The following is a 22,048-nucleotide window of genomic DNA, read 5'->3' as shown; positions in this document are numbered from 1 at the left end:
CTAGAGCCCCGCTCTAGAGTAGCACTCCACCACGGATCCGAGCGTTATTCGCGCGGGCGCCAGATCTGCGCCGCGTCGGCCAGATTCCACCAGGAGACGAAATCGGGGTCCTGTTCGACGAGCACCCACTCGGCGTCGAGCGTGGCGAAGAAGGACTCGTTCGCGGTCCGACCGCCGCGCGGTTCACCGATGTAGACGAGCCGGTCGCCGCCGGCCTCGCGGTAGTGGTTCAAGGCCTCCGACGACATCGGGTCGTCCCATCCCGGCGGCCAGCACAGCAACAGGACGGCGTCGGTGGTGTCGATGTGGGCGAACGCGGTGAGATCGCCGACCGGATGCCAGGTCTCGGGAATTCCCGAGGTCGCCGGGAACGACAGGTTCGAGCGCGCGCCGGGCGGTTCGACGTCGAAGGCCAGGATCTCCGCACCGCGACGCGACAGCTGGGTGGCCCAGTAACCGCGTCCGGCACCGAGTTCGACGATGCGACGCCCCTGGCAGCGGGCGACGATCCAGTCCAGCGTCTCCGGCGCGGGAACCGCGTAGGCGTAGGCGGATTGGAGGACGGTTTGCGCGAACGCGAGCCTGGCACTGCCGCGAGGGTTGCCGCCGTTGGCTTCGCGTCTGCGGCCGCGGCTGTCCGGGCCGGGCGTGACGGTGGGGCGGACGATCTCCCAGTACGGATTGTCGGCCGCACCGCCGGTCAGATAGTGCAGTAGCCCGAGATCGAAAGCGCCGTCGGCGCTCTCGTCCCCGGTGCCCGCGAGAAGCGGGGCGGTGTCGAGATAGTCGGCGACGGCGGGATGCTCGGCGCGCAGCCGGTGCTCGTCGGCGAGAAGTGCGGCCAGTTCGTCACGTCGCCGAGGCGACAGGGGAAATGCGGTCACCGAGACAGTCTGGTCGCTGCGCTCACGACGCGACGCCGAATCCGGAGTCCGCGCGACGCGGCCGGACGACCTGCCGATTATTCCCGAACGACCGGTTCGGATCAGAGCGAGGAAAACCGTCGCGGTGGCGGCTACCGGGTCGAATCCTAGAGGTTCGAGCAGTGTTCTCTCGGGCGGAAGCAGGTGGCGTATGGGTGCGTTCGGTGTCGGCATAGAACTCGACGGCGACGGGTACCACCCGGCCGCGTGGCGGCGCTCGGGCCGCACACCGGACCGGCTGCTCTCGGGCGACACGGTCCGGCAACGGGTCGTCGCCGCCGAGAACGCCGGATTCACCCTGGCCACGTTCGCGGATTCGATCCTGCCCGACGACGCGGTGCCCGGGCGTATCGACGCGGTGACGCGGGCGTCGTTCGTGGCTGCGACGACGAGCACCATCGGACTGGTCCCGACCGTGGCCACCACCTATGCCGAGCCGTTCCACACCGCCTCGCAGATCGCGACGCTCGACTACTCCTCGCGCGGTCGCGCGGGCTGGATCGCGCAGCGCGTCGACGACGAACGCGCCGCCGCCACCTGGGGTCGTCCCGTGGTGTCGGCGGATTCCGATCTCGCCGCCGAACAGCGCGACTCGATCGAGGTGGCACGGCGGCTGTGGGATTCGTGGGAGGACGACGCGGTCGTGCGCGACTACGCGAGCGGACGCTTCCTCGACCGGGATCGCCTGCACTACATCGACTTCGAGGGCGGGACCTTCTCGGTCAAGGGTCCGGCGATCGTGCCGCGCCCGCCCCAGGGACAGCCCGTGGTGTTCGGTGTCGAAGGCGAGGTCGACGTCCGGCTGGTCACCGGGAACACCGTCGACGAACTCGTCGCGGCGGCGGCCGGATCCGACGCGCCGCGCACCTTCGCCGAGATCTCGGTGGCCCTCGACACCCCCACCGTGACCGCCGCGGACCGGCTCGCCGACCTCGATCGCCACGCCCCTGCGCGACCGACCGGACGACTGTCGTTCGCGGGTTCGGCCGCCGAACTGGTCGCGCTGCTGACCGGCCTGGCCTCCCACCTCGACGGCGTGCGCCTGCATCCCGCGGTCATCGACGAGGACCTTCCCGTGCTGGCCCGGCTGGTCCTGCCCGCCCTGATCCGCGCGGGCCTGGCGCACCGACCGGTCCCCGGATCGACCCTGCGGGCCGAACTCGGGCTGTCCCGTCCGGCGAACCGCTACGCGGTCACCCCCTGATTCGAGGAGAGATATCACCATGACCGCCGACGTTCCGCGCCCCGACGCACAGGTCCACTTCGGGATCTTCTTCCAGGGCGTGAATCACACCACGATCTGGTCGGATCCCGGCAGCGGATCGCAGATCGATTTCGAGACCTTCCGCCGCGTCGCCACCACCGCCGAACGCGGCCTGTTCGACGCCTTCTTCCTCGGCGAGGGCCTGCGCCTGCGCGAACAGGACGGCAGAATCCTCGAACTCGATATCGCGGGCCGTCCCGACGCCATCGCCCAATTGGCCGCCCTGGCCGGGATTACCGAGCGCATCGGCCTGGTCGCGACGCAGAACACCACCTACAACGAACCCGCCGATCTGGCCAGACGGCTGAGCGGACTGGATGTGATCTCCGGCGGACGCGCCGGATGGAACGCCGTGACCACCGACAACGCGTGGACCGGCGAGAACTTCCGGCGCGGCGGCTACCTCGACCACGCGCACCGCTACGACCGGGCCGCCGAATTCGTCGGCACGGTCCGCGAGATCTGGGATTCCTGGCGCGATCACGCGATCGCGACCTCCCAGCACGGCGCGAACTGGATCGAACCCGACGCGATCGCTCCGGTGGAACGCGCGGGCGCGCATATCCGCGCCACCATCCGCCCGACCCTGCCGCGCAGCCCGCAGGGACATCCGGTGATCTTCCAGGCCGGGGATTCCCCGACGGGCCGCGATTTCGCCGCCGCCAACGCCGACGTCATCTTCTCCAGGCACGGAACCCATTTCGACGACGCCCTCGCCTTCGCGCGGGATGTGCGGACCCGGCTGCGCGCCGCGGGCAGGCCCGAGGACGACATCAAGATCCTGCCGGGAACCCAGATCGTGCTGGCGGAGAAGGAATCCGAGGTCGAGGAGAAGGTCCGCTGGGTCCGCGAGGGTCAGTACACCGGCCAGACCACGCTGTCGCTTGCCGGTCAGGTGTGGGGCAAGGATCTGTCCGACCGCGATCCCGACGGTCCGCTCCCGGCGGAGGATCCGGCGCCGCGTCCCATCTCCGAGACCCGGGGCGCACCGCGCGGCGGCCAGGATCCGCTGGAGATCGCCCGCGAGTGGCGAGCCCGCGCCGAGGCCGAGAATCTGTCGCTGCGCCAGGTCGTGATCGCGACCACGGCCCGTTCCGGTTTCGCGGGCACCCCCGCCGGGGTGGCCGACGAGCTGGCCCGCTGGGTCCGCCACGGCGCCACCGACGGATTCAATATCTCGCCGTATCTGGTACCGACCGGATTGGACGAGATCGTCGAGTGGCTGGTTCCCGAACTCCAGGAACGCGGCGTCTACCGGACCGAGTACACCGGCACCACCCTGCGCGAGCACCTGGGCTTGCGCGACCCGCTCACGCGCCGCGCCTGAGGGTTATTCGGCCGACGGCGCGAGATCGCCACCGGATTCGGGCGACGGCTCGTCGGACACGTCGACGTCGTCCGAATCCGGTGGCGGGCCGCTGACCGCGTCGATCTGCTCGCCGATGTAGCGGATCACCACCGCGATGATCGCGACCACCGGCACCGCGAGGAACGCGCCGGTGATGCCGTAGAGCGAACCGCCCGCGGTCACCGCGAGCAACACGATCACCGCGTGCAGTTTCATGCTGCGGCTCTGCAGAACCGGTTGCAGCACATTGCCTTCCAGTTGCTGCACCGCGATGATGATGCCGAGCACGATCAGCGCCGTGGTGAGCCCGTTGCCGACGAGCGCGACGAGTACCGCCAGCGCACCGGCGACGAAAGCGCCGACCATCGGGATGAATCCGCCGATGAAGGTGATCACCGACAGCACCATCGCCAGCGGCACCCCGAGGATGAACAGACCCGCGCCGATGAAGACCGCGTCGATGAGGCTGACCAGCGCCTGGGTGCGGATGAATCCGCCGAGGGTGGCCCAGACCCGTTCCAGCACCGCCTCGACGTGGCGTCCGCTGCGGTTGCCGAACACCTGGTGCATCCAGGGCAGGAAGCGCGGTCCGTCCTTGACGAAGAAGAAGGCGAGCACCAGCACGAGGAACAGCGTGATCAGCGCGGAGGTCGCGGTGCTGACGCCGGTGAAGACGCCGGAGGCGATCTGCTCGGAACTGGACTGGAGTCGCTGCACGATCGCGTCGACCGCGGAATCCAACTGTTCGTCGCGCACCCGTAACGGCGGGCCCTGCAACCATTCCCGCACCTGATTGACGCCCGCGGTGGCCTTGTCGGCGAGTTCGGGCGATTGGTCGGCCACCGACGGCACGATCAGCGCGATCACGCCAGCCAGCAGTGCGAGGAATCCGAGCACGGTGACCGAGGCCGCGGCGGCGGGGCGAAATCCGTGCGAGGTCAGCCACCGCGTCGGCGGCCACAGGATCGTCGCGACCACGATCGCCAGCGCGACCGGGAGGATCACCACCCACAGCCGGGCGGTGAGGAATCCGAGTACCCAGGCCCCCGCCGCGATGGCCACGATGGCCAGCGACCATTTGGCGAGCCACAGGATCCCGCTCCCGATCACATCACCGCGATCGCGCCACGATGTGCCGTTCTTCTGTGCTCCGCTGGTTTCCTCTGTCGGACCGCTCACGCCGCCAGTCTCGCACGCGGCACTCGCGGCGGCGGGGATTGGAGCGCGAGCATCACCCGCGGGCCCGCACCGCGATCGCTGCCTTGCGCGCCGCGACCAGCACCGGATCCCAGACCGGCGAGAACGGCGGCGCGTAGCCGAGATCGAGCGCGGTCATCTGTTCGACGGTCATCCCGGCCGTCAACGCGACGGCCGCGATGTCGACCCGTTTGGCCGCCCCTTCGCGGCCGACGATCTGCACGCCGAGCAGTCGACCGGTCCGCCGTTCGGCGAGCATCTTCACCGTCATCGGGTCCGCGCCGGGGTAATACCCCGCCCTGCTGGTCGATTCGATGGTGACGGCGACGAATTGCAGCCCGGCGTCGGCGGCGGCCCGCTCCCCCAGCCCGGTTCGCGCGACCTCGAGTTCGCAGACCTTGCTCACCGCGGTGCCGACCACGCCGGGGAACGTCGCGTACCCGCCGCCGATACCGGTGCCGATGACCTGCCCGTGTTTGTTCGCGTGCGTGCCGAGGGCGATGTGGCGCTCACGTCCCGACACCAGGTCGAGGACCTCGACGCAATCGCCGCCCGCCCAGATGTCGTCGTGACCGCGCACCCGCATCGCGAGATCGGTGAGCAGTCCGCCGTATTCGCCCAGCGGGAGTCCGGCCGCGCGCGCGAGCGTCGTCTCCGGGGTGACGCCGATACCGAGGACGACCACGTCGGCCGGGTATTCCGCCGACGCGGTGACGACCGAGCGCACGTGCCCGGCGTCGTCGGCGCGGATCTCCACGACCTCGGCCTCGCAGACGATCTCGATCCCCATCCCGACCATGGCGGTGGCCACGAGCGCCCCCATATCCGGATCGAGGGTCGACATGGGCGCGGACCCGCGATGCACGACCGTCACCTCGAACCCGCGATTGATCAGCGCTTCGGCCATCTCGACACCGATGTATCCGGCGCCGACCACCACCGCCCGCTTGCCCTCGATCCGGTCGAGCGTGTCGAGCAACTCCTGCCCGTCGTCGAGGGTCTGCACACCGTGCACCCCCCGGGCGTCGATGCCGGGCAGATCGGGGCGGATCGGTCGCGCGCCGGTGGCGATCACGAGTTTGTCGTAGGACAGCCGGGATTCCGCACCCGACTCGAGATCCTTCGCCCGCACCGCGCGACCCTCGATATCGAGTTCGACCACCTCGGTGCGCATCCGCAGATCGATATCGCGGGCCCGGTGCTCCTCGGGAGTCCTGGCGATGAGCGCGTCGCGTTCGACCACATCCCCGCCGACCCAGTACGGAATCCCGCACGCCGAATACGAGGCGAACCCGCCCCGCTCGAACGCGACGATCTCGAGTTCGTCGGCGCCGCGCATCCTTCGAGCCTGTGATGCCGCCGCCAACCCCGCCGCGTCGCCACCGACGACCACCAGTCGCTCACTCATACCGTCACGCTACGTCGCCGGGCGCGCACCCGGCCCGAGACAGCACATCGGCCCCGGCCGTGACGGCGGGGGCCGATGTGTACTCGCCGGTGGATCAGGTGGTCAGGATCGACGCCGCCGCCGTGCCGGGCGCACCGTAGACCTGCGCGTAACCGACCTTCGGGTTACCGGGAACCTGACGGTCGCCGGCGTTTCCACGCAACTGCTGGACGAGTTCGTAGACCTGCCGGATACCGGAGGCGCCGATCGGCTCGCCGTTGGCGATCAGGCCGCCGTCGGTGTTGACCGGCAGCCTGCCGCCGATCTCGGTCGCGCCCTCGGCGATGAGCTTCTCCTGCTCGCCGTCCTTGCAGAAACCGTTCTCGGCCATGTGGATGACCTCCGAACCCGCGTCGGTGTCCTGGAGCTGGATCACGTCGACATCGGACGGGTCGATACCCGCGGTCTCGTAGGCGGCGCGCGAGGCGTACACCGTGGGCGAGACGTCCTCGTCGACGGCGGCCCAGGTGCTGTGCACCTCGTAGGCGCCGTAGCGGCGGGTGCGGATGGCGCTGGACCGCAGGTAGATCGGCTTGGTGGTGTAGCGCGCCGCGAGATCGCCGCGGCACATGATCACGGCCGCCGCGCCCTCGTCGGGCGAGCAGAACATGTACTGGGTCAGCGGGTAGTTGAGCATCGTCGAGTTGAGGATGTCGTCTTCGGAGATCGGGTTGCGCCGGAACGCGTTCGGGTTGAGCGCGCCGTTGCGGAAGTTCTTGTTGGCGACCTTGGCCAGCGTGCGCTGGGAGATCCCGTGCTCTTCGATGTAGCGATTGGTCTTGATGCCGAAGAACTTGGTGGTCACGAACTGACCGTTCTCGGCGTACCACCCGGGCAGACCCAGTTTGGACGGGTCGTCGGTGAACGCGCCACGGGGGTGCTTGTCCATGCCGACCGCGATACCGATGTCGTAGCGGCCCGAACGGATCGCCTCGGCGGTCTGCTCGATCGAGCTGGCGGCGGTGGCGCAGGCGTTGAACACGTTGGTGAACGGGATACCGGTCAGGCCCACCAGCCGCGTGACGGCGTCGGGGTTGCTCACCTCGTAGCTACCGCCGAACCCGAACTGGATGTCCTTCCATTGGACTCCGGCGTCGGACAGGGCGAGCTGGATCGCTTCCGCGCCCATCTCGATCGCCGTTTTGGCGAAGCGGCCGAACGGGTGCAGACCCACGCCGATGATGGCGACGTCGTTCATGTGAAGCTCCTTGATTTCTTCGGTGAGGGTCGGTGTCAGACCGGCTTGAACGCGACCGTCACGACCTCTTCGCCCGCGTCGTCGACATAGAGGGGAACGAAGGTGAGTTCGACGTCCATGCCGGTGCGCAGCACGGCCGGGTCGCCCTCGGTCAGCCGGGTCTCGACGCGCACGTCATCGCCGAGCTGCACCAGGCCGATGCCGAACGCCTCGAAGTTGTCGGCGTTCTCCTTGCCCGCGTACGGCAGCTTGGGAACGAATCCCTGCGTCGTCCACGCGACCAGCTTGCCGGAACGCTCGAGCAGCAGGTCGGACAGATCCGCGCCACTGCACCTCGGGCACCGCTGCTGACGCGGCCAGGTGGTGGCCGCGCACTCGTTGCAGCGGCTGCCGATCAGCTGCGGATTTTCCTCGGGCCACGTCGAGACATCCGGCGCCAGTGCCTTCGCCATCTACTGTCCTCCTCTGTCGATTCCTCTTGCGAGCTGGGTTTTCGTATTCGAATGTGCTGTAGCTCAATGGTTTTCAGGCCAGAGAAGGTGATGACACAGTCCGATCGGCCCATCGGCGACCGCGAATGCACATCCCACTATCCTCCTGCGAGAATTCGATTCTCAATTCCCGAAGATAGATTTCCATGCGGGGACCACGGAGTCAACCTCGAGACGGGTGCCGAACGGGGAGGGATAGAACACGTTCGACCCACCGCGAGGTCGATAGCAAAAAGTTTGCTTTTCGATTGCCCGTCGGAGACGCGCCGATCGGGACTAAACGGAGAGGAGTGCTCCGCTATCGTCGGGAGCATGAGCATCCATGGATTCAGCGTCACCACCGCCGAGGGAACCGCCAAACCCCTGAGCGACTATCGCGGCCGCCTCGTATTGATCGTCAACGTCGCCAGCAAATGCGGCTTCACCCCGCAGTACGCGGGGCTGGAGGCACTGCATCGGGCGACCGAGGACCGCGGGTTGGACATCCTCGGGTTCCCCTGCAATCAGTTCGGCAACCAGGAACCCGGCACCGACGCAGAGATCCAGGAATTCTGCTCCACCGAATACGGTGTCACCTTCCCGATCTTCGCCAAGGTGGACGTCAACGGACCCGACGCCGACCCCCTGTTCGCCTACCTGCGGGCCCAGGCTCCCGGCGATTTCGGCCCCGACGCGGGCCCCCTCTACGAGCACATCAAGAGTTCACGTCCCGAAGTGCTCGGCACCGACGAGGTGAAATGGAACTTCTCGAAGTTCCTGGTCGACCGCGACGGCGCGGTCGTGCGGCGATACGAATCCAGCGCGACACCGGAACAGATCCGCGCCGATATCGAAGCCGACCTCGACTGAAACCCTGCGGTGCTTCGTGGGCGCCACGCCCACGAAGCACCACCGCGGCGCGACTATGCCGAGTGACTCACCTCGGGTTCGCGCGCGGGACCGATCCGGTCGTCGCCACCGGAGTCGGACCGCGGCACCGTGTACGTGGCGAGCACGCACAGGACTGCGACGACGAAGCACGCCAGGGCGTACCAGATATTGCCGATGGGATCGCCGTTCGCGGTCGAGCCGTCCACGGCGTCGAAGTAGTCGGGCAGCGCGGTCACCCAGAGCAGCGCCATCACGCCCAGATACACCACGCTGTATATCCGGACGAATCGATTCGAATAGCGCGGGATATCCGTCTCGCCCCGGCGCAGCGCGAGCCACCGGCGACTCAACGCCACCACCGCGACGACCGAGACGACCACCAGTTCCGCCACGTAGAGCAATCCCCTGACCGTGTCGCTGCCCGCGCCGAGAACCGTCGCGGGAATGGGCAGTATCCCGGTGCCCAGCGATCCGAGTATGCCGATGACGACGGTGCGCCAGACGATTTCCACACCCGAGAAATCCCGGCCCGCGTCGACATGGCGACCGACGAGCAACTGGACGAAGAACGCCAGCGACATCGGCCACAGCGCGGCGAAGACGACCACGCTGGGAATGGGGACCGAGCCGAACATGGGCTGGTTGATCGGATTGTCGACCGACCATTCCCACCAGCGCAACTGCGGTCCGATGTGGTCGAAGACCTCGTAGAAGGCGTGGTGGACGAATCCGACGCAGACCGCGCCGACGAGCACACCGTAGCGGCGGAACACCCCGAGCGACCGGACCGTTTCGAAGGCGAGCGTCGCCATCAGCGGATAGATCGCGACGATGTACAGCGGCAGTCGGCCCCAGAGGAATTCCACCGTGAAGACGTTGTGCGCGAACATCGTGTCGACATGTTCGTCGATGCCGAACGCCGCGGGGAAATACAGCGGCGGCTCGATGATGAACAGATACGCCGTCGCGCCGAACCAGACGACGAGGTTGGTGGGATCACCGTGACGGCGCAGCCGGACGATCGCGTAGATCAGGGCGAGTATCGCGCCGAGCACGATGGTGAATTCGAGGACGGGCAGCGTCCAGTTCTCCAGTGCGAACGGGTTGCGCACTTCGAGGAGTCCACCCGCTTCCTCGCAGGAGAAGCCGAGTTCTCCGGCGAGTTTCTCGAAGGTGGGGGCGCAATGGTCGGTCATCGGTCCGCCCGCGGCGAGGTGACCGCGTTCGCGGTGTACCACTGCGACACGTCGTAGCCCGCGTCGTAGCGCTCGAACCACACTCCGGCGAGTTCGGGCAATGTCTCGTGATCGGGATTGTGTCGCGGCATCTGACTACGGATGATGCCGACCAGCGCGACGAGTTGCGGACCGAGCCGGAGGTGGTCGAACGCGCGCGACATCGGGCCGTTGCCCCCGGCGCGCGAACGGCGGAACAATCCGGCGAGTCGTTGCTGGTAGCGGTAGGTCGCGAACATCGCCATCGCGTCGACTTTGCGATCCTCCAGCGGAACGTGTTCGTTGAAACCCGCGCTGGCGATCCGGATCACCTTCATCACGTGCCGGAAGATCGAGGGCGCCATGCGCATCCGGTAGATATCGCTGCCGACGACCGAGTCGAAGATGATCAGCGCCGAACTCCGGTGCTCGACCTCTTCGACGAAATGCCAGATGAACAGTGACGCGACGCGATCGTCGCCCGGCCGGAACAGGGACGAGTCGTTGTCGAGCATCAGTTTGAAGACCGGCGTGAACGTCGCCTCCAGGTCCGCGGTGTAGGCGAGGCGGTAGTCGAGGGACGTGTCGACGGTGAGGCGGTCGAATTCCCCGATCACCTGGTTGAGCGTTTCCTGTAGTCCCGGATAGCGCCTGATCAGAGCGTTGGCGTGTTGACGGTGCGCGGTCGAATGCTGGCCCTCCTGACGCACGAACGCGTCGGCCTCCTGCGCGACGGCGGGATCGGTGATCCGGGGCATGGCCTCGCGGATCATGTTGACGATCATCTTCTCGAAGCCGATCGCCAGGAAGGACACGGCGTTGGCCATCGCGGAGAAGGCCGGATTCTGCTCGTTCCACAGGAAGGGCACGTCGTAGTCCGCGAATGCGAATCGCATCTTCCGGACCTGTAGGTCGGTCACCGGTCTCCACCTCGTTCTCGGGAACGGTCCGGGCTGTCGGGCCGCTCGGATAAGCCCGCTCGGGCATGCCCGAGCCTGACAATTGTGATCATACATATGATGCTCGCTGTGTATGATATGAATCGAAATATCGCCTCGAGCTGGGCGAACAGTCGACCGGAGTGCTGTGGTAGGTTCGATTCCTTGATTCGCACGCAATGAATTCGGCCGAGGAAGCGGGCAGTGGCAGGCAGGCGCGGGTGGGGCGGCAGTCCGCCGAAGGACGACGACGAAGCGTCTCGTCGAATCGTCGCCGCCGCGGTCGAACTGATCGGACGGACCGGCGCCGAGATCAGCATCGCCGACGTCGCGGAATCCCTCGGCGTCATCCGCCAGACCGTCTACCGCTACTTCCCCAGTTCGGACGCGCTGATGCGCGCCGCGGCGTTCGCCTCGGTCGACAATTTCCTCGACCGGCTGGCCCGGCACGTCAGCGGCATCACGGACCCGGCCGACGCCATGACCGAGGCCGTGGTCTTCACCCTGACCGATGTGCCGCGGACCCCGCACCTGGGCATCCTGCTGTCGAGCACCTATTCCGAGGCCGACCCGGAAAGTCTCACCTCCGAGGAAGCGCACACCTTCGGTATGACGATGATCGAGCGCTTCGACGTCGACTGGCGCCACTACGGCTACGACGACGAATCCCTGCACGAACTCGTCGAATACGCCCTTCGGACGATGCAGTCGTTCTTCCTGTCCCCCGGAAATCCGCCGCGCGAGGAGGCGGAGCTGCGCCGCTATCTCCGGCGGTGGATGGGAACCGCGATCCGCGCCCAGGTCGACAGTTCGTCGAGGTAGCCCCGCACCGGCCCGACACCGAGCAGGCCGCTCTGCGCGGTGGTCTCGGCCGCGGCGGGTGAGAGCTGGGCGATGGCTCGCGCCATGACCGGCGCGTCGTCGACGGCGATCGCCGCGTAGGCGATCACGGCCCACAGCGCCTCGAAAAGCAGATCCCGTGGCGGGGACACGATATCGCGCAGAGCCGTTCGGGCACCGTCGATCTCGCCTCGCGCGGCGAGCACTGCGGGACGAACCCACGGCGCGTACGGTCCCCAGTCCCGGCCGGTGTCGAACGAGCCGATCCGTTCCGTATCGCGGTGGCGCAGGGCGAGACTCAGCAGCGCCAACGGCAACAGGCCGCGATGCAGTCCGGGCATACCCGCCCCGTCGAGCGGAACGGCCGCCGCCTCGTACGCCGCTTCGGCTGCCCGGATGTCGGAGGTCTCCGCCGTGCGCAGCGCCCGGAACCAGTCGGTGAACACCGTGACCAACGGCAGGTCGTAACGTCGGGCGACGGCGTCCGCGGCCGAGGCGTGCCGTTGCGCCCCTTCGAGATCGGCCAGCGCGCAGTGGGCCTGCATCCGCACGAGATGACCGAGCACCTCGTAGGTGAACAGATTGTTGCCCGTGGCCACCGACAGCACCTCGGCGCCGAGCGCGTCCCGCTGTCGCGCCATTCCGGCCCGTTCGAAACTCTGCATGAACACGCCGTTGAGCGCGAAGGCCAGCAGCGACGGATCGCGCAGCCGCCGTGCGATCTCCTCGGCCGCACGGGCGGCGTGCAGCGGCCGCAGACCGTCGTCGGCGCGATATTCGGTGGGCAGCGCGCCACGCGATTCGACCGCGATCGTCGCGAGCAGCCGGGCCCGATCGGCGTCGTCACGCTCGGGCAGGCGTCGAATCGTCTTCTCGGCGACGGTGACCAACCAGCGGTCCGAGGCGGGATCATCCGAACGGGTCCAGATCGCGGGCACGTCGTAGATGCCGATGACCCGCGCGGTCAGTCGCGCGTCACCCGTCTGCTCGGCGGCGGCGACCGCCGCGATCCGGTGTCTGCGGGCGGCTTCGAGTCCGCCGCCACCGGTCACCGCGAGATCGCGCATGAGTCCCGCCGTCGACTCCAGCCTGGTTCTGGTCCGGGACGCCACCGCGCTGTCGTAGGCGGCGCGCGCCTGTTCCCACACCCGCTCGGCCGGGTCGGTGACACCCGGATCGAGGTGTTCGGCCTGGAGCAGCAGATCCTGTTCCAGCCTCCGCAGGCGCGGTCCCGGATCGATGCCGAACTGTTCGGCGAGCATCGCGCGGGCCCGGCCCACGACCGCGAGCGCGTCGGCCTGACGCCCGCAACCGTAGAGCGCGGTGGCCAGCAGCTGCCAGGCGTCCTCGCGCCAAGGATGTTCGGCGACGTGGACATCGAGATCGGGGATCGCCGCCGCGGCCGCGCCCGTCGCGAGTTGCGCCGCCGCGCGGCGTTCCACGGCGAGTAGCCGCTGCTCGGTGAGCCGCGCGCGCTCGGCCCACGCCCATTCGCTGTCCGCGAAATCGGCGTAGGCGAAGCCGTGCCACCAGCCAAGCGCCTCGGTCAGCCGGGAAAGCGCTTGCGCGGCCGGAAGTTCGGCCGCCGCCCGGACCGCGTCGTCGAATCGCCACGCGTCGACCGCGTCCGGTGCGGCGCGCAGGACATAGCCCGGTCCTTCGGTCACCAGCAACCGGGCGGGAGTGCGCGGCGCGCGATCGGGCTCGAGCGCGCGCCGCAGCCCGGCGACGAAGGTGCGGATCGCCCCCACCGGGTCGGCGGGCGGTTCGTCCCACAGGTCGTCGACGAGACGACCGACCGGGACGACGCGGCGGCGGGCGAGGATCAGCCGCGCCAAGACCTCGCGGTGTCGCGCGCGCAACGCGACCGGTTCACCCGTCTCGTCCCGCACGATCACCGGGCCGAGCACCTGGAAGCGCATCGGTCCACTGTAGTGCGCGTTCATCGGTTGCTCATCGGCTCACCGCAGGGTGGGAACCGAGGCGCCCGACGGCGCGCAACCCCGATACGAGGAGTCGCCCACGATGAATGTCACCCTTCCCGGTTTCGACTACCGACGCGTCCGTGTCGCCGACGACGTCGCGCTGAATATCGCCGTCGCGGGCTCGGGAACCCCGATCGTGCTTCTGCACGGCTTCCCGCAGACCCATCTCATGTGGCGTCACGTCGCCACCGAGCTGGCGGCACATCACACCGTCCTGTGCCCGGACCTGCGCGGCTACGGCGACAGTGACAAACCGGCCGCAGCCGGGACCGACACCTATGCCAAACGCACGATGGCCGCCGATATCGTCACCGCCGCGGCGGAACTCGGCCACGACCGCTTCGCGCTGGCCGGACACGACCGAGGGGCGCTCGTGGCGTTCCGTGCCGGTCTCGACCACCCCGCGACGATCACCCACCTGGCCTGCCTCGACGTGCTGCCCACGCTGGACATGTGGGAGGTCATGCGCGGAGTGGACGCGGCCGTCGGCTTCCACCTGTATCTGATGGCGCAGCCGCCCGGACTTCCCGAACGGATGATCGCGGCGTCGGCCGACGCGTTCTTCGCCCATTTCCTCGATCAGTGGACCAACGATCCCGTCGCGATTCCGGCGGAGATCCGCGCGGCCTATCTCGACGCCTGCCGCGCCGCGGTCCCGTCCATCGTCGCGGACTACCGCGCCTCGGCGACCGTCGATCTCGACCACGACCGCGCCGACCGCGCCTCGGGCACCCGGCTGTCCATGCCGGTGACCGTCCTGCAACAGGATTGGGGCGCCGCACTCGGCTACGACGCGGTGGCGCTGTGGTCCGGCTGGGCCGCCGACCTCGACCATCGCACCGTCACCTCGGGCCATTTCATGGCCGAGGAAGCACCCACCGAGATCACCGCCGCCCTCCGCGATCTCCTCCGCCGCTGAGCGCCCTGCCACCTTCCCGAGAGGCCCGGGCATCCTCCGGGATCGTCGCGCGTTCAATCCTGCGACTCGCCGTGTTCACATCGTGTTTACGATAACCGAATGCTTATTCACGACGCGCCCGGCAGTTCGACCTCACCACCGGATCCACCGGGTGCGGAAGGACTCCGGGAGCGTCACTTTCGGCCCGCGGTGATCTGGGGCGGGATCGGCGCCGCGATCGTGGTATTGGTCGCGGGTCAGCTCATGTCCGTTCACATCCACGCGCTCGGCCCGTTGACCAGCCTTTTTCGCGACTATGCCGGGGTTCCGAAGTCCGCGACGACGCCGTGGGCCGGTTTCCTGCTCGCGCTGATCGGCATCACGGCGCGGGCCCGGGTGAACGCCCTCGCCGCGGCCGTGGTCATCGACCTGATCTTCGTCGCGATCCGGACCGTCGACGGCAGGCCGTTCACCGTCGGCAACGGTCCGACCATCGTGCTGACCGCCGTGGCGCTCATCGCCGCGCTGCGCTGGTCCGGCATCCGGCGCTCGACCGCGTTGCGCACCATCGCCCTGGGCGCGCTGCTCATCCTGGCGACCAAGGTGGGCGAGATCTGGCTCGACATCACCGCGTGGGCCTGCCCGCAGGTCCTGGATTCCTATGTGGAAGTGGCCGATCGGGCCCTCGGCAGTCCCGCGTGGGTCGTCGGGCACGCGCTCGATATCGCGGGGCCGGTGCCGCTGGGCATCGTGCGCTGGGTGTACTTCGAACTGCCGGTGGCCGCGATCGTCGTCGCGGCCTGGCAACTGCGCCGGGTGACCACGGGGGTGTGGCCGAGCCATCACCTGGTGCGGACATTCCTCGTACTCGGTCTGGTCGGGCCGATCTGCTACGTGCTGTTCCCGGTGGTCGGACCCGTTCTCGCGTTCGGACCGCAGGGCAACGGGCTGGAACTGGCCGATGTGTGGCCCGATCTCGTTCCCGCCCTGCCCGCTTCGGTGGATTCCATGCCGTTCGACGGCATCACCCCGCGCAATTGCATGCCGTCGCTGCACACGGCGTGGGCGCTGTCGCTGTTCATCCACTCCCGCCGCGGGCCGTTGTGGTTGCGCTGGGGTGGCGCGTTCTGGTTGGTGTGCACTCTCGTGGCGACCCTCGGACTCGGGGCGCACTACGGCCTGGATCTGGTGGCGGGCGCGGCGCTGTGCCTGACGGTCGAGTCGGCGCTGCGCGACCCGGAACGCGGCTGGGACCGCGCGCGGGTGACCGTGATGACACTCGGCGTCGCGGTCTTCGCCGGGGTGCTGCTGTGCACGCGCTACCTCGCGATACCGATGGCGACCTATCCCGCGCCGTTCGGCATCGTGATCCTCGGTGCGCTGACGGCGCTGGCGATCGTGTTCTACCGGACCTGGTTCGCCGACCGGCCCGGCGACCGCGTCAGCCCCGAATGACCAGCACGACCGCCGCGGTCACGACCGCGAGCGCGATGGCGGCGATGCCGTAGGCGAGGCGGTGGTAGCGCAGACCGGGTAGGAAGTGGTCGAAGGCGACACGCCCCGGCCCGGTCAACGCGAGTCCCGCCGCCGTGCAGGCCAGCACCAGGTCGTATTCGATCCCCTTCGGCGCGAAGAACTCGCCGGTGCCCTTCACCGCGATGGCGTTGATCATCACGCCGAGGATCGCGGCGGCGGCCAACGGGGTGAACAGCCCCGCGATCAGGCCGATACCGCCGAGGGTTTCGCTCAGCCCGGCGATCCAGGCCATGGTCTCGCCCTGCGGGTAGCCGCTGGATTCGAAGAACCCGCCGGTCCCGGCGATCCCGCCACCGTCGAACCAGCCGAACAATTTCTGGGTGCCGTGGGCCGCCATGGTCACGCCGACGACCAGTCGGATGACGAGCAACCCGAGGTCGAGCGCGGATTGATCAGCGACGGGCGCGGTGAGCACGGGCCTGTTCGAGGGAATCGTTGCCATGGGTATCTCCTTGCCGGTGGGGTGATCGGATCAGCCGAACTGGACGGAGCGTTTGGATAAACCGTGCCAGAAATCATCGATGACCGTGCGCTGGGTCGCCATATCGGTTTCGCCCGCGCCCAACGTGACGAACAGCGGGGCGAAATGCTCGGAGCGCGGATGCGCCAGCTGCGCCGCGGGCGCCTTGTGCTCGAAATCCAGGAGCGCGTCGATATCGCCGGAGGCCAGCGCGCGGTTGCCCCAGTCGTCGAATTCGGCCATCACGGGGTGCACCGAGCCGTCGTCGGTGAGCGCGCGCAGATTGTGGGTGAAGAAGCCACTGCCGACGATCAGCACTCCCGCGTCGCGCAGCGGGGCCAGCGCGCGCCCGACCTCGAACAGTCCGCGTGGGTCGAGGGTGGGCAGCGACATCTGGAGGACCGGCACATCCGCGTTCGGATACATCTCGACCAGTGGCACGTACGCGCCGTGGTCGAGTCCGCGCCCCGGTACGTCCCGCACCGCCGTGCCCCGCCCGCTCAACAGCGCGCGCACCTGGGCGGCCAGTTCGGGAGCGCCGGGCGCCGGGTAGCGCACCTGGTAGTAGTGCCGGGGGAATCCCCCGAAGTCGTAGACCAGCGGCACCGATTCGGTGGCGCCGAGCGCGATGGGGGCGTCCTCCCAGTGCGCGGAGATCATCAGCACGGCGGTGGGTTTCGGCAGTTCCGCCGACCACGCCGCGAGCTGCCCCGGCCAGATCGGGTCGTCGGCCAGCGGCGGCGCGCCGTGCGACAGGTACAGCACGGGCATCCGCGTGGACTGCGTCGCTGTCATGAGACCTCCCATGTCCCTCATATCATTCAAATTTGAACAACCTTCTCGAAGACTACCTGTTAGTTCGAATTCGAACAACAGCGGTAGGCTTATCCGCGTGGACGAAACGACGTGGCTGAACAGCGAGGAGATGCGCGCCTGGCAGGCACTGCTGTCCGGATGGGCGCTGCTCGATCGCGAGATCGAGCACCAGCTCAAGAACGATTCCGGACTGTCCCACACCCAGTACGAGGTGCTGGTGCGACTGGCCGCCGCGCCGGAGGGCCGGATCAGGATGACCGAACTGGCCGATTCGCTGGTGAACTCCAAGAGCGGGCTGACCTACCAGGTGAGCCGCCTCGAAGAGGCCGGACTGGTGCGCCGCGAGGCCTGCCCGACCGATGTCCGCGGTGTCAGCGCGGTCCTCACCGACAAAGGTCGAGACACCCTGGACAAAGCCGCGCCCGGTCACGTCGCCCAGGTCCGCGAACTGCTCATCGACGTGTTGACGCCGACGCAAATCACCGCGCTGGCCGACGGCCTCGGCGAGGTCGCGCGCCGCATCCAGGAAGGCTCGCCACGCGCCGGACGAGCGCCGACGACACGGCGGCCCGAGCGCACCGTCTGACTCCCTTCGGCTCGGCCGGGGACGGTTCTACCCCCACCACTGCCCGCCCGCTCGACCGCGTTGCCTACGATCCGGCCATGGCCGAGATCAGGAGTGAACGGCGGGGCAAGGCAGCGGTGATCACCGTGCACGACCCCGACCGACGGAACGCGTTGACACTGGAGTTGTCCGAACAGTTGGCGGCGGCGGTGGACGACGCCGAGCGCGACGATGCCGTGCACGCGGTGATCGTCACCGGAACACCGCCCGCGTTCTGCGCTGGCGCCGATCTGACGGCACTCGGTGAAGCGCGCGAGCAGGGTTTGCGCGCCATCTATCACGGATTCCTCGCCGTGGCGCGATGCTCGCTGCCGACCATCGCCGCGGTCGGCGGCGCGGCGGTGGGAGCCGGACTCAACCTGGCACTGGCGGCCGATATCAGGATCGCCGGGCCGCGCGCCCGTTTCGACGCGCGATTCCTGCGCCTGGGCATCCATCCCGGCGGCGGGATGACCTGGATGCTGCAACGGGCGATCGGCACACAACGAGCGACCGCGATGACACTGTTCGGGGAGATCCTCGACGCCGAGGCGGCCCGCGAAGCGGGTTTGGCGCACCGGGTCGTCGACGGCGACCACGACGCACTGCTGGCGGCGGCCGTCGAATTCGCGAGCGGTGCGGCCGAAGCACCGCGCGAGTTGCTGAAGACCACCAAGCGCACCATGCGCCACACCGCGACGCTGGACGCGCACGCCGACGCGGTCGACGCCGAGATCGTGCCGCAGGTCGCCTCGATCGAATCACCGGAGTTCGCGGCCAGACTGGCCACGATGAAGGCCAGAATCGGCGGAAACTGATACCCGATGTGCCGCAGCGACTTCGGCTGCGGCACATCGTTTCGATCACGGAAGTATCACGCATAACAAATTGCCGAATTCGGTCAATACGACCCAATGCCCGATTACCGACATCCGACCGAACATGTGACACTTGTCTCCACAGCGGCTCGACCGAGGCAATAAATAAGCCCTGAGCTGCAGTTTCAATTCTTCTCACCGCGCTCGACACCTCGCGAGAACAGAGTTTCAAAAGACGGACACAATTGGTTAACCGGCCGTTCGCTGGAATCGATTGTTATCGAATCGTCCCACTTGTGAAACGATTCGAACGAGGTATCCGAGAAATGCTGATGAGGAAATTCGCCGCCACGTCGGCACTTCTGATCGCCGCGCTGGGCGTCACCGCGGGCGCCGCCGACGCCGCCCCGGCACCGACCGAAACCCCCGTCGGCTTCACCGCCGACACCGTGGGCTCCTCGACCGTCGTGCGAACCGACGCCGGATCCCTCACCGTCGACAACGGCGTCTTCCAGATCAGGGCCGACAACGGCACCGTCCTCGCGGGCGCACCGCTGTCCTTCCGCGTCGACGATTTCGAATTCCCGATCGCCGCCGATATCGCCGACCACACCGCGACCCTGACCCCGCAACTCGACATGGCGCACGCGACCTACAAGCCGGTCGCGCTGCCGTTCGAAGACAAGGCGCCCTGGAAGAGCGAATACGACCGCGAGCAGGCCGCCTTCAACCGCATGAAGGACACCATCGCCATGGGCGCCACCATCGGCACCCTCGCGGGCGGTCTCGGCGGCGCGGCCGTCGGCTGCGTCCTGGGCGGCATCGCGGGCGCGACCGTCGCCTCGGCCACCATCATCGGCCTGTTCGGACCGTTCATCCCCGCCGCCGTCATCGGCTGCCTCGGTGGCGTCGTCGCCGTCGGCGCGCTCGGCACCGTCGCCGGACAACTCCTGGTCACCGCGCCGGTCGCGATCGGCGCCGCGATCCAATACTTCGCCACCGTCAACGCCCCCTTCCAGACCAAGTGAGTCGTTCCGACTGCCACCGAGATCGGTTCGGCGACCGATAGTTTCACCCTCCCGCGTTGCCGGAGCATTGCCCCCGGATCGAGTCGGCCGACTCGATCCGGGGGCGTTCTCGTTTTCCCGGCATCGGGTTCGGGCGCGTTTCCTTTCGATCGATGACCGACACGCCCGACCCGTACACGAGTTTCCCGCGCGAGATCCGGGCCAACGGGACGCCATCGGACGGCAGCGGCGGAATCCGCACCGGATGCGCGAAAGACATTCCAGATCAACAACTTCCGGGATCGACCCGCCCGAACGCATCGCATGACGGCGCGACGCCCGCATCCCGGACCACCGAACCCCGACCGCCGTGTCGACGGCACCACCGCTGCGGCGACACCGGGGTCCGTCACCGACGCAATGACATTGGGGAGACCGCGGTGTCACATCGGCGGGCAGCGCGACTTCCGTAAGCCACAAGTTATCCCTCAGTTCACGGCTGTGTCGCCGAAGGATAACTTCGACGAAGACCGGCACGAGGCGGTTCACACGCACGATCGAGGCCCCGACACTTCGAACGGCCTCTGCCGTCGCGATATTTCGCCTGCGGACTCGGCGGCCGAAAGACGAACATGATCAGCATGTCCGACCCGGCAAATCGCAGCGTGGGACGCCTCTTCCGGCGAACCGCACCCCGTGCGGACAGTTCGGTCGAAGCCTCACACCGAATCGTCGACGATTCGCCGTAACCTCCTGTATGTTAATAATCATTCCGACACGGTGAAGCTGACGACGTGACGCGCATCCCGCATCACTCGTCACCGATCACCGGCGGGATGACAGCCCGGAGTATCGGCGCCGACGTGTCGGCAGATCTCCGCGGGTGGACCGAACGGGTGGAAGACATGCGCACGACAACTCGACGAAGAAGCCGGGACAGCCCGCCGCCGACCGGCGAATCGGGCGGCGACACCGAATTCGGCCACGATGGACAGCGTCGGTCGTCATCCCCCTGAACCGGGACGACGACCGCACACGCCGCGCGCGCAACATGGCTTACACTTCCCGGGCGGTCCCCGTACTCCATGAATTCCGTGTCGCGGCACTCTCGCCAGACCTTGTGCCGACAGGGGATCCGCCCTGTATCGCGCAACCGTCCCGGGCACCACTTCGACCGAGTGACTTTCGGCAGTGAATACAACGGAGTACACGATGCTGACACGATGGAAGATCCATGCCGCCGCCTGCGTGGCCACGATGCTGACCGCCGCCCTCCAGTTCGGAGGCGCCGCCGTCGCGGGAGCCGCACCGGCCCATTGCCCCGACCTGTATGTCGTGGCTGTTCCCGGCACATGGGAAACATCCAATTCCGAACCGGGCAGGGGGATACTCGCGCAGAGCGTCGACAATCTGCCCGGTGATGTCCAGGTCGACTACGTCACCTACGCGGCCACCGCGTTCCCCTGGGAGGGTGAGGTATACGGCCGCTCCAAACAGGAGGCGATCGACAAAGCGCGCGGATTCGTCGCCGACATGGGCCGGTCCTGCGCGGCGACCCGTATCGCACTGGTCGGTTACAGCCAGGGCGCGGACGCGGCGGGCGATCTCGCGGCCGAGATCGGCACCGGGCTCGGTGTCGTCCCGGCGCACCGGGTCGCGCTGGTCGGATTGATCTCCGATCCTCGCCGCTCCCCCTCCGACACCTTGATCGGCCCGCCCGTGCGTGGCGCCGGAGCGGGCGGCCCCAGGGTCGGCGGTTTCGGCTGGGTCAGCCCGCAGACCTACACCTTCTGCGTCGACGGCGACCTCTACTGCGCCATGCCCGACGGTGATTTCGCGGGCCGGATCGCCGGTTTCGTCGTCCAGCTGTCGAATCCCGATCCCACCAAGATCGGCAGCTACCAGAGCCAGGCGGGCGAGCTCATCGGCGACGCGCTGGCGGCGGGAGGGCTCGGTCTGCTGTCCGACCAACTCAACGGCACCGCCTACGAACAGCGCAAACAGCAGGTCGACAACTTCCTGAAGTCCGGCGCTCACCAGGCCTATCCCTCGTACGCCGTCGACCCAGGCGGCGCCACCCCGTTGACCTGGCTGCGTCAACGGTTGATCGAGGCCGCCGGTCGATGACCATGGTCCCGCACGGTTCTCTTTTGGTACCTTCAGCTGAAGAGTCGACGTCGACTTTTCTGCGTGA

General features: G+C 68.0%; 20 protein-coding genes. 10 read left to right on the top strand and 10 right to left on the bottom strand.

Translation table 11 applies throughout. The annotated features are described in order from the left end of the window. Positions 1-44: 44 nt before the first annotated feature. Complete coding sequence (locus JZ792_RS13635) at positions 45-884, bottom strand: class I SAM-dependent methyltransferase (RefSeq protein ID WP_216910629.1); 840 nt, start codon at positions 882-884, stop codon at positions 45-47. Between the two features lie 190 nt (positions 885-1,074). Here JZ792_RS13635 and JZ792_RS13630 point away from each other — a divergent pair, with 190 nt between their 5' ends. Continuing rightward, positions 1,075-2,127: an LLM class flavin-dependent oxidoreductase gene (locus tag JZ792_RS13630; RefSeq protein ID WP_216910627.1), complete on the top strand. Its 1,053-nt coding sequence runs from the start codon at positions 1,075-1,077 to the stop codon at positions 2,125-2,127. Between the two features lie 19 nt (positions 2,128-2,146). After that, positions 2,147-3,514 carry an NtaA/DmoA family FMN-dependent monooxygenase gene (locus tag JZ792_RS13625; protein ID WP_216910625.1) on the top strand — a complete coding sequence of 456 codons (1,368 nt, stop codon included), beginning with the start codon at positions 2,147-2,149 and terminating at the stop codon, positions 3,512-3,514. 3 nt (positions 3,515-3,517) lie between these two features. On the opposite strand, the gene JZ792_RS13620 is transcribed toward JZ792_RS13625, so the two are convergent. The 4 genes from JZ792_RS13620 to JZ792_RS13605 all read right to left on the bottom strand — a co-directional run bounded on the left by JZ792_RS13620 (position 3,518) and on the right by JZ792_RS13605 (position 7,829). Then, entirely contained in the window at positions 3,518-4,714 is a 1,197-nt protein-coding gene (locus JZ792_RS13620) for an AI-2E family transporter (protein WP_216910623.1), read from the bottom strand. A gap of 52 nt (positions 4,715-4,766) precedes the next feature. Continuing rightward, entirely contained in the window at positions 4,767-6,140 is a 1,374-nt protein-coding gene (locus JZ792_RS13615; RefSeq protein ID WP_216910621.1) for an FAD-dependent oxidoreductase, read from the bottom strand. 94 nt (positions 6,141-6,234) lie between these two features. Further along, on the bottom strand, positions 6,235-7,377 hold the full coding sequence (locus JZ792_RS13610) for a thiolase family protein (protein WP_109530499.1): 1,143 nt from the start codon (positions 7,375-7,377) through the stop codon (positions 6,235-6,237). Positions 7,378-7,412: 35 nt separating this feature from the next. Further along, positions 7,413-7,829: a Zn-ribbon domain-containing OB-fold protein gene (locus JZ792_RS13605; RefSeq protein WP_216910618.1), complete on the bottom strand. Its 417-nt coding sequence runs from the start codon at positions 7,827-7,829 to the stop codon at positions 7,413-7,415. A gap of 351 nt (positions 7,830-8,180) precedes the next feature. On the opposite strand from JZ792_RS13605, the gene JZ792_RS13600 reads away from it, so the two are divergent. Then, positions 8,181-8,717, top strand: a complete 537-nt coding sequence (locus JZ792_RS13600; protein ID WP_216910616.1) for a glutathione peroxidase — start codon at positions 8,181-8,183, stop codon at positions 8,715-8,717. A 53-nt stretch (positions 8,718-8,770) separates the two neighbouring features. Here JZ792_RS13600 and JZ792_RS13595 read toward each other — a convergent pair whose 3' ends face one another. Beyond that, the gene (locus JZ792_RS13595) at positions 8,771-9,934 is read right to left on the bottom strand and encodes a hypothetical protein (protein WP_216910614.1); all 1,164 of its coding nucleotides are present in this window, start codon (positions 9,932-9,934) and stop codon (positions 8,771-8,773) included. After that, the gene (locus JZ792_RS13590) at positions 9,931-10,872 is read right to left on the bottom strand and encodes a metal-dependent hydrolase (RefSeq protein ID WP_216910612.1); all 942 of its coding nucleotides are present in this window, start codon (positions 10,870-10,872) and stop codon (positions 9,931-9,933) included. Before JZ792_RS13590 ends, JZ792_RS13595 begins: the two co-directional genes overlap by 4 nt. Before the next feature lie 222 nt (positions 10,873-11,094). On the opposite strand from JZ792_RS13590, the gene JZ792_RS13585 reads away from it, so the two are divergent. After that, positions 11,095-11,712: a TetR/AcrR family transcriptional regulator gene (locus JZ792_RS13585; RefSeq protein ID WP_216910610.1), complete on the top strand. Its 618-nt coding sequence runs from the start codon at positions 11,095-11,097 to the stop codon at positions 11,710-11,712. On the opposite strand, the gene JZ792_RS13580 is transcribed toward JZ792_RS13585, so the two are convergent. Beyond that, positions 11,652-13,676 carry an AfsR/SARP family transcriptional regulator gene (locus JZ792_RS13580; RefSeq protein ID WP_254189766.1) on the bottom strand — a complete coding sequence of 675 codons (2,025 nt, stop codon included), beginning with the start codon at positions 13,674-13,676 and terminating at the stop codon, positions 11,652-11,654. The two genes, JZ792_RS13585 and JZ792_RS13580, sit on opposite strands and share 61 nt — an antisense overlap. A 79-nt stretch (positions 13,677-13,755) precedes the next feature. Here JZ792_RS13580 and JZ792_RS13575 point away from each other — a divergent pair, with 79 nt between their 5' ends. Together JZ792_RS13575 and JZ792_RS13570 are read left to right on the top strand one after the other, a co-directional pair. Continuing rightward, a complete protein-coding gene (locus JZ792_RS13575; protein WP_216910608.1) occupies positions 13,756-14,634 on the top strand; it encodes an alpha/beta fold hydrolase in 879 nt (292 codons plus the stop codon). 99 nt (positions 14,635-14,733) lie between these two features. After that, the gene (locus JZ792_RS13570; protein WP_216910606.1) at positions 14,734-16,068 is read left to right on the top strand and encodes a phosphatase PAP2 family protein; all 1,335 of its coding nucleotides are present in this window, start codon (positions 14,734-14,736) and stop codon (positions 16,066-16,068) included. On the opposite strand, the gene JZ792_RS13565 is transcribed toward JZ792_RS13570, so the two are convergent. Beyond that, the gene (locus JZ792_RS13565) at positions 16,055-16,591 is read right to left on the bottom strand and encodes a DoxX family protein (RefSeq protein WP_216910604.1); all 537 of its coding nucleotides are present in this window, start codon (positions 16,589-16,591) and stop codon (positions 16,055-16,057) included. The two genes, JZ792_RS13570 and JZ792_RS13565, sit on opposite strands and share 14 nt — an antisense overlap. 30 nt (positions 16,592-16,621) lie before the next feature. After that, positions 16,622-17,404 carry a dioxygenase family protein gene (locus JZ792_RS13560; protein ID WP_254189765.1) on the bottom strand — a complete coding sequence of 261 codons (783 nt, stop codon included), beginning with the start codon at positions 17,402-17,404 and terminating at the stop codon, positions 16,622-16,624. Between the two features lie 97 nt (positions 17,405-17,501). On the opposite strand from JZ792_RS13560, the gene JZ792_RS13555 reads away from it, so the two are divergent. The 4 genes from JZ792_RS13555 (at position 17,502) to JZ792_RS13540 (ending at position 21,981) form a co-directional block, all read left to right on the top strand. Continuing rightward, on the top strand, positions 17,502-18,011 hold the full coding sequence (locus JZ792_RS13555; RefSeq protein WP_216910602.1) for a MarR family winged helix-turn-helix transcriptional regulator: 510 nt from the start codon (positions 17,502-17,504) through the stop codon (positions 18,009-18,011). Positions 18,012-18,088: 77 nt separating this feature from the next. After that, positions 18,089-18,847: an enoyl-CoA hydratase gene (locus JZ792_RS13550; protein WP_216910600.1), complete on the top strand. Its 759-nt coding sequence runs from the start codon at positions 18,089-18,091 to the stop codon at positions 18,845-18,847. A gap of 326 nt (positions 18,848-19,173) precedes the next feature. Continuing rightward, complete coding sequence (locus JZ792_RS13545; RefSeq protein ID WP_216910598.1) at positions 19,174-19,875, top strand: DUF8020 domain-containing protein; 702 nt, start codon at positions 19,174-19,176, stop codon at positions 19,873-19,875. Positions 19,876-21,066: 1,191 nt separating this feature from the next. Further along, on the top strand, positions 21,067-21,981 hold the full coding sequence (locus JZ792_RS13540) for a cutinase family protein (protein ID WP_216910596.1): 915 nt from the start codon (positions 21,067-21,069) through the stop codon (positions 21,979-21,981). The last annotated feature ends 67 nt before the right edge of the window (positions 21,982-22,048 follow it).

The organism is Nocardia noduli (genome assembly GCF_019038455.1).
In the GTDB taxonomy this organism is placed as follows: Bacteria; Actinomycetota; Actinomycetes; order Mycobacteriales; family Mycobacteriaceae; genus Nocardia; species Nocardia noduli.
The sequence above is the reverse complement of the archived record's forward strand: the minus strand, read 5'-3'. Positions and strand labels throughout refer to the sequence as shown.

Bases quoted from the DNA above. Each gene is read 5' to 3' on its own strand.
- JZ792_RS13595 (WP_216910614.1), bottom strand. From the start codon at position 9,934: ATGACCGACCATTGCGCCCCCACCTTCGAGAAACTCGCCGGAGAACTC.
- JZ792_RS13615 (WP_216910621.1), bottom strand. From the start codon at position 6,140: ATGAGTGAGCGACTGGTGGTCGTCGGTGGCGACGCGGCGGGGTTGGCG.
- JZ792_RS13600 (WP_216910616.1), top strand. From the start codon at position 8,181: ATGAGCATCCATGGATTCAGCGTCACCACCGCCGAGGGAACCGCCAAA.
- JZ792_RS13540 (WP_216910596.1), top strand. From the start codon at position 21,067: ATGCTGACACGATGGAAGATCCATGCCGCCGCCTGCGTGGCCACGATG.
- JZ792_RS13610 (WP_109530499.1), bottom strand. From the start codon at position 7,377: ATGAACGACGTCGCCATCATCGGCGTGGGTCTGCACCCGTTCGGCCGC.
- JZ792_RS13605 (WP_216910618.1), bottom strand. From the start codon at position 7,829: ATGGCGAAGGCACTGGCGCCGGATGTCTCGACGTGGCCCGAGGAAAAT.
- JZ792_RS13580 (WP_254189766.1), bottom strand. From the start codon at position 13,676: ATGAACGCGCACTACAGTGGACCGATGCGCTTCCAGGTGCTCGGCCCG.
- JZ792_RS13560 (WP_254189765.1), bottom strand. From the start codon at position 17,404: ATGACAGCGACGCAGTCCACGCGGATGCCCGTGCTGTACCTGTCGCAC.
- JZ792_RS13575 (WP_216910608.1), top strand. From the start codon at position 13,756: ATGAATGTCACCCTTCCCGGTTTCGACTACCGACGCGTCCGTGTCGCC.
- JZ792_RS13570 (WP_216910606.1), top strand. From the start codon at position 14,734: ATGCTTATTCACGACGCGCCCGGCAGTTCGACCTCACCACCGGATCCA.
- JZ792_RS13550 (WP_216910600.1), top strand. From the start codon at position 18,089: ATGGCCGAGATCAGGAGTGAACGGCGGGGCAAGGCAGCGGTGATCACC.
- JZ792_RS13630 (WP_216910627.1), top strand. From the start codon at position 1,075: ATGGGTGCGTTCGGTGTCGGCATAGAACTCGACGGCGACGGGTACCAC.
- JZ792_RS13625 (WP_216910625.1), top strand. From the start codon at position 2,147: ATGACCGCCGACGTTCCGCGCCCCGACGCACAGGTCCACTTCGGGATC.
- JZ792_RS13565 (WP_216910604.1), bottom strand. From the start codon at position 16,591: ATGGCAACGATTCCCTCGAACAGGCCCGTGCTCACCGCGCCCGTCGCT.
- JZ792_RS13545 (WP_216910598.1), top strand. From the start codon at position 19,174: ATGCTGATGAGGAAATTCGCCGCCACGTCGGCACTTCTGATCGCCGCG.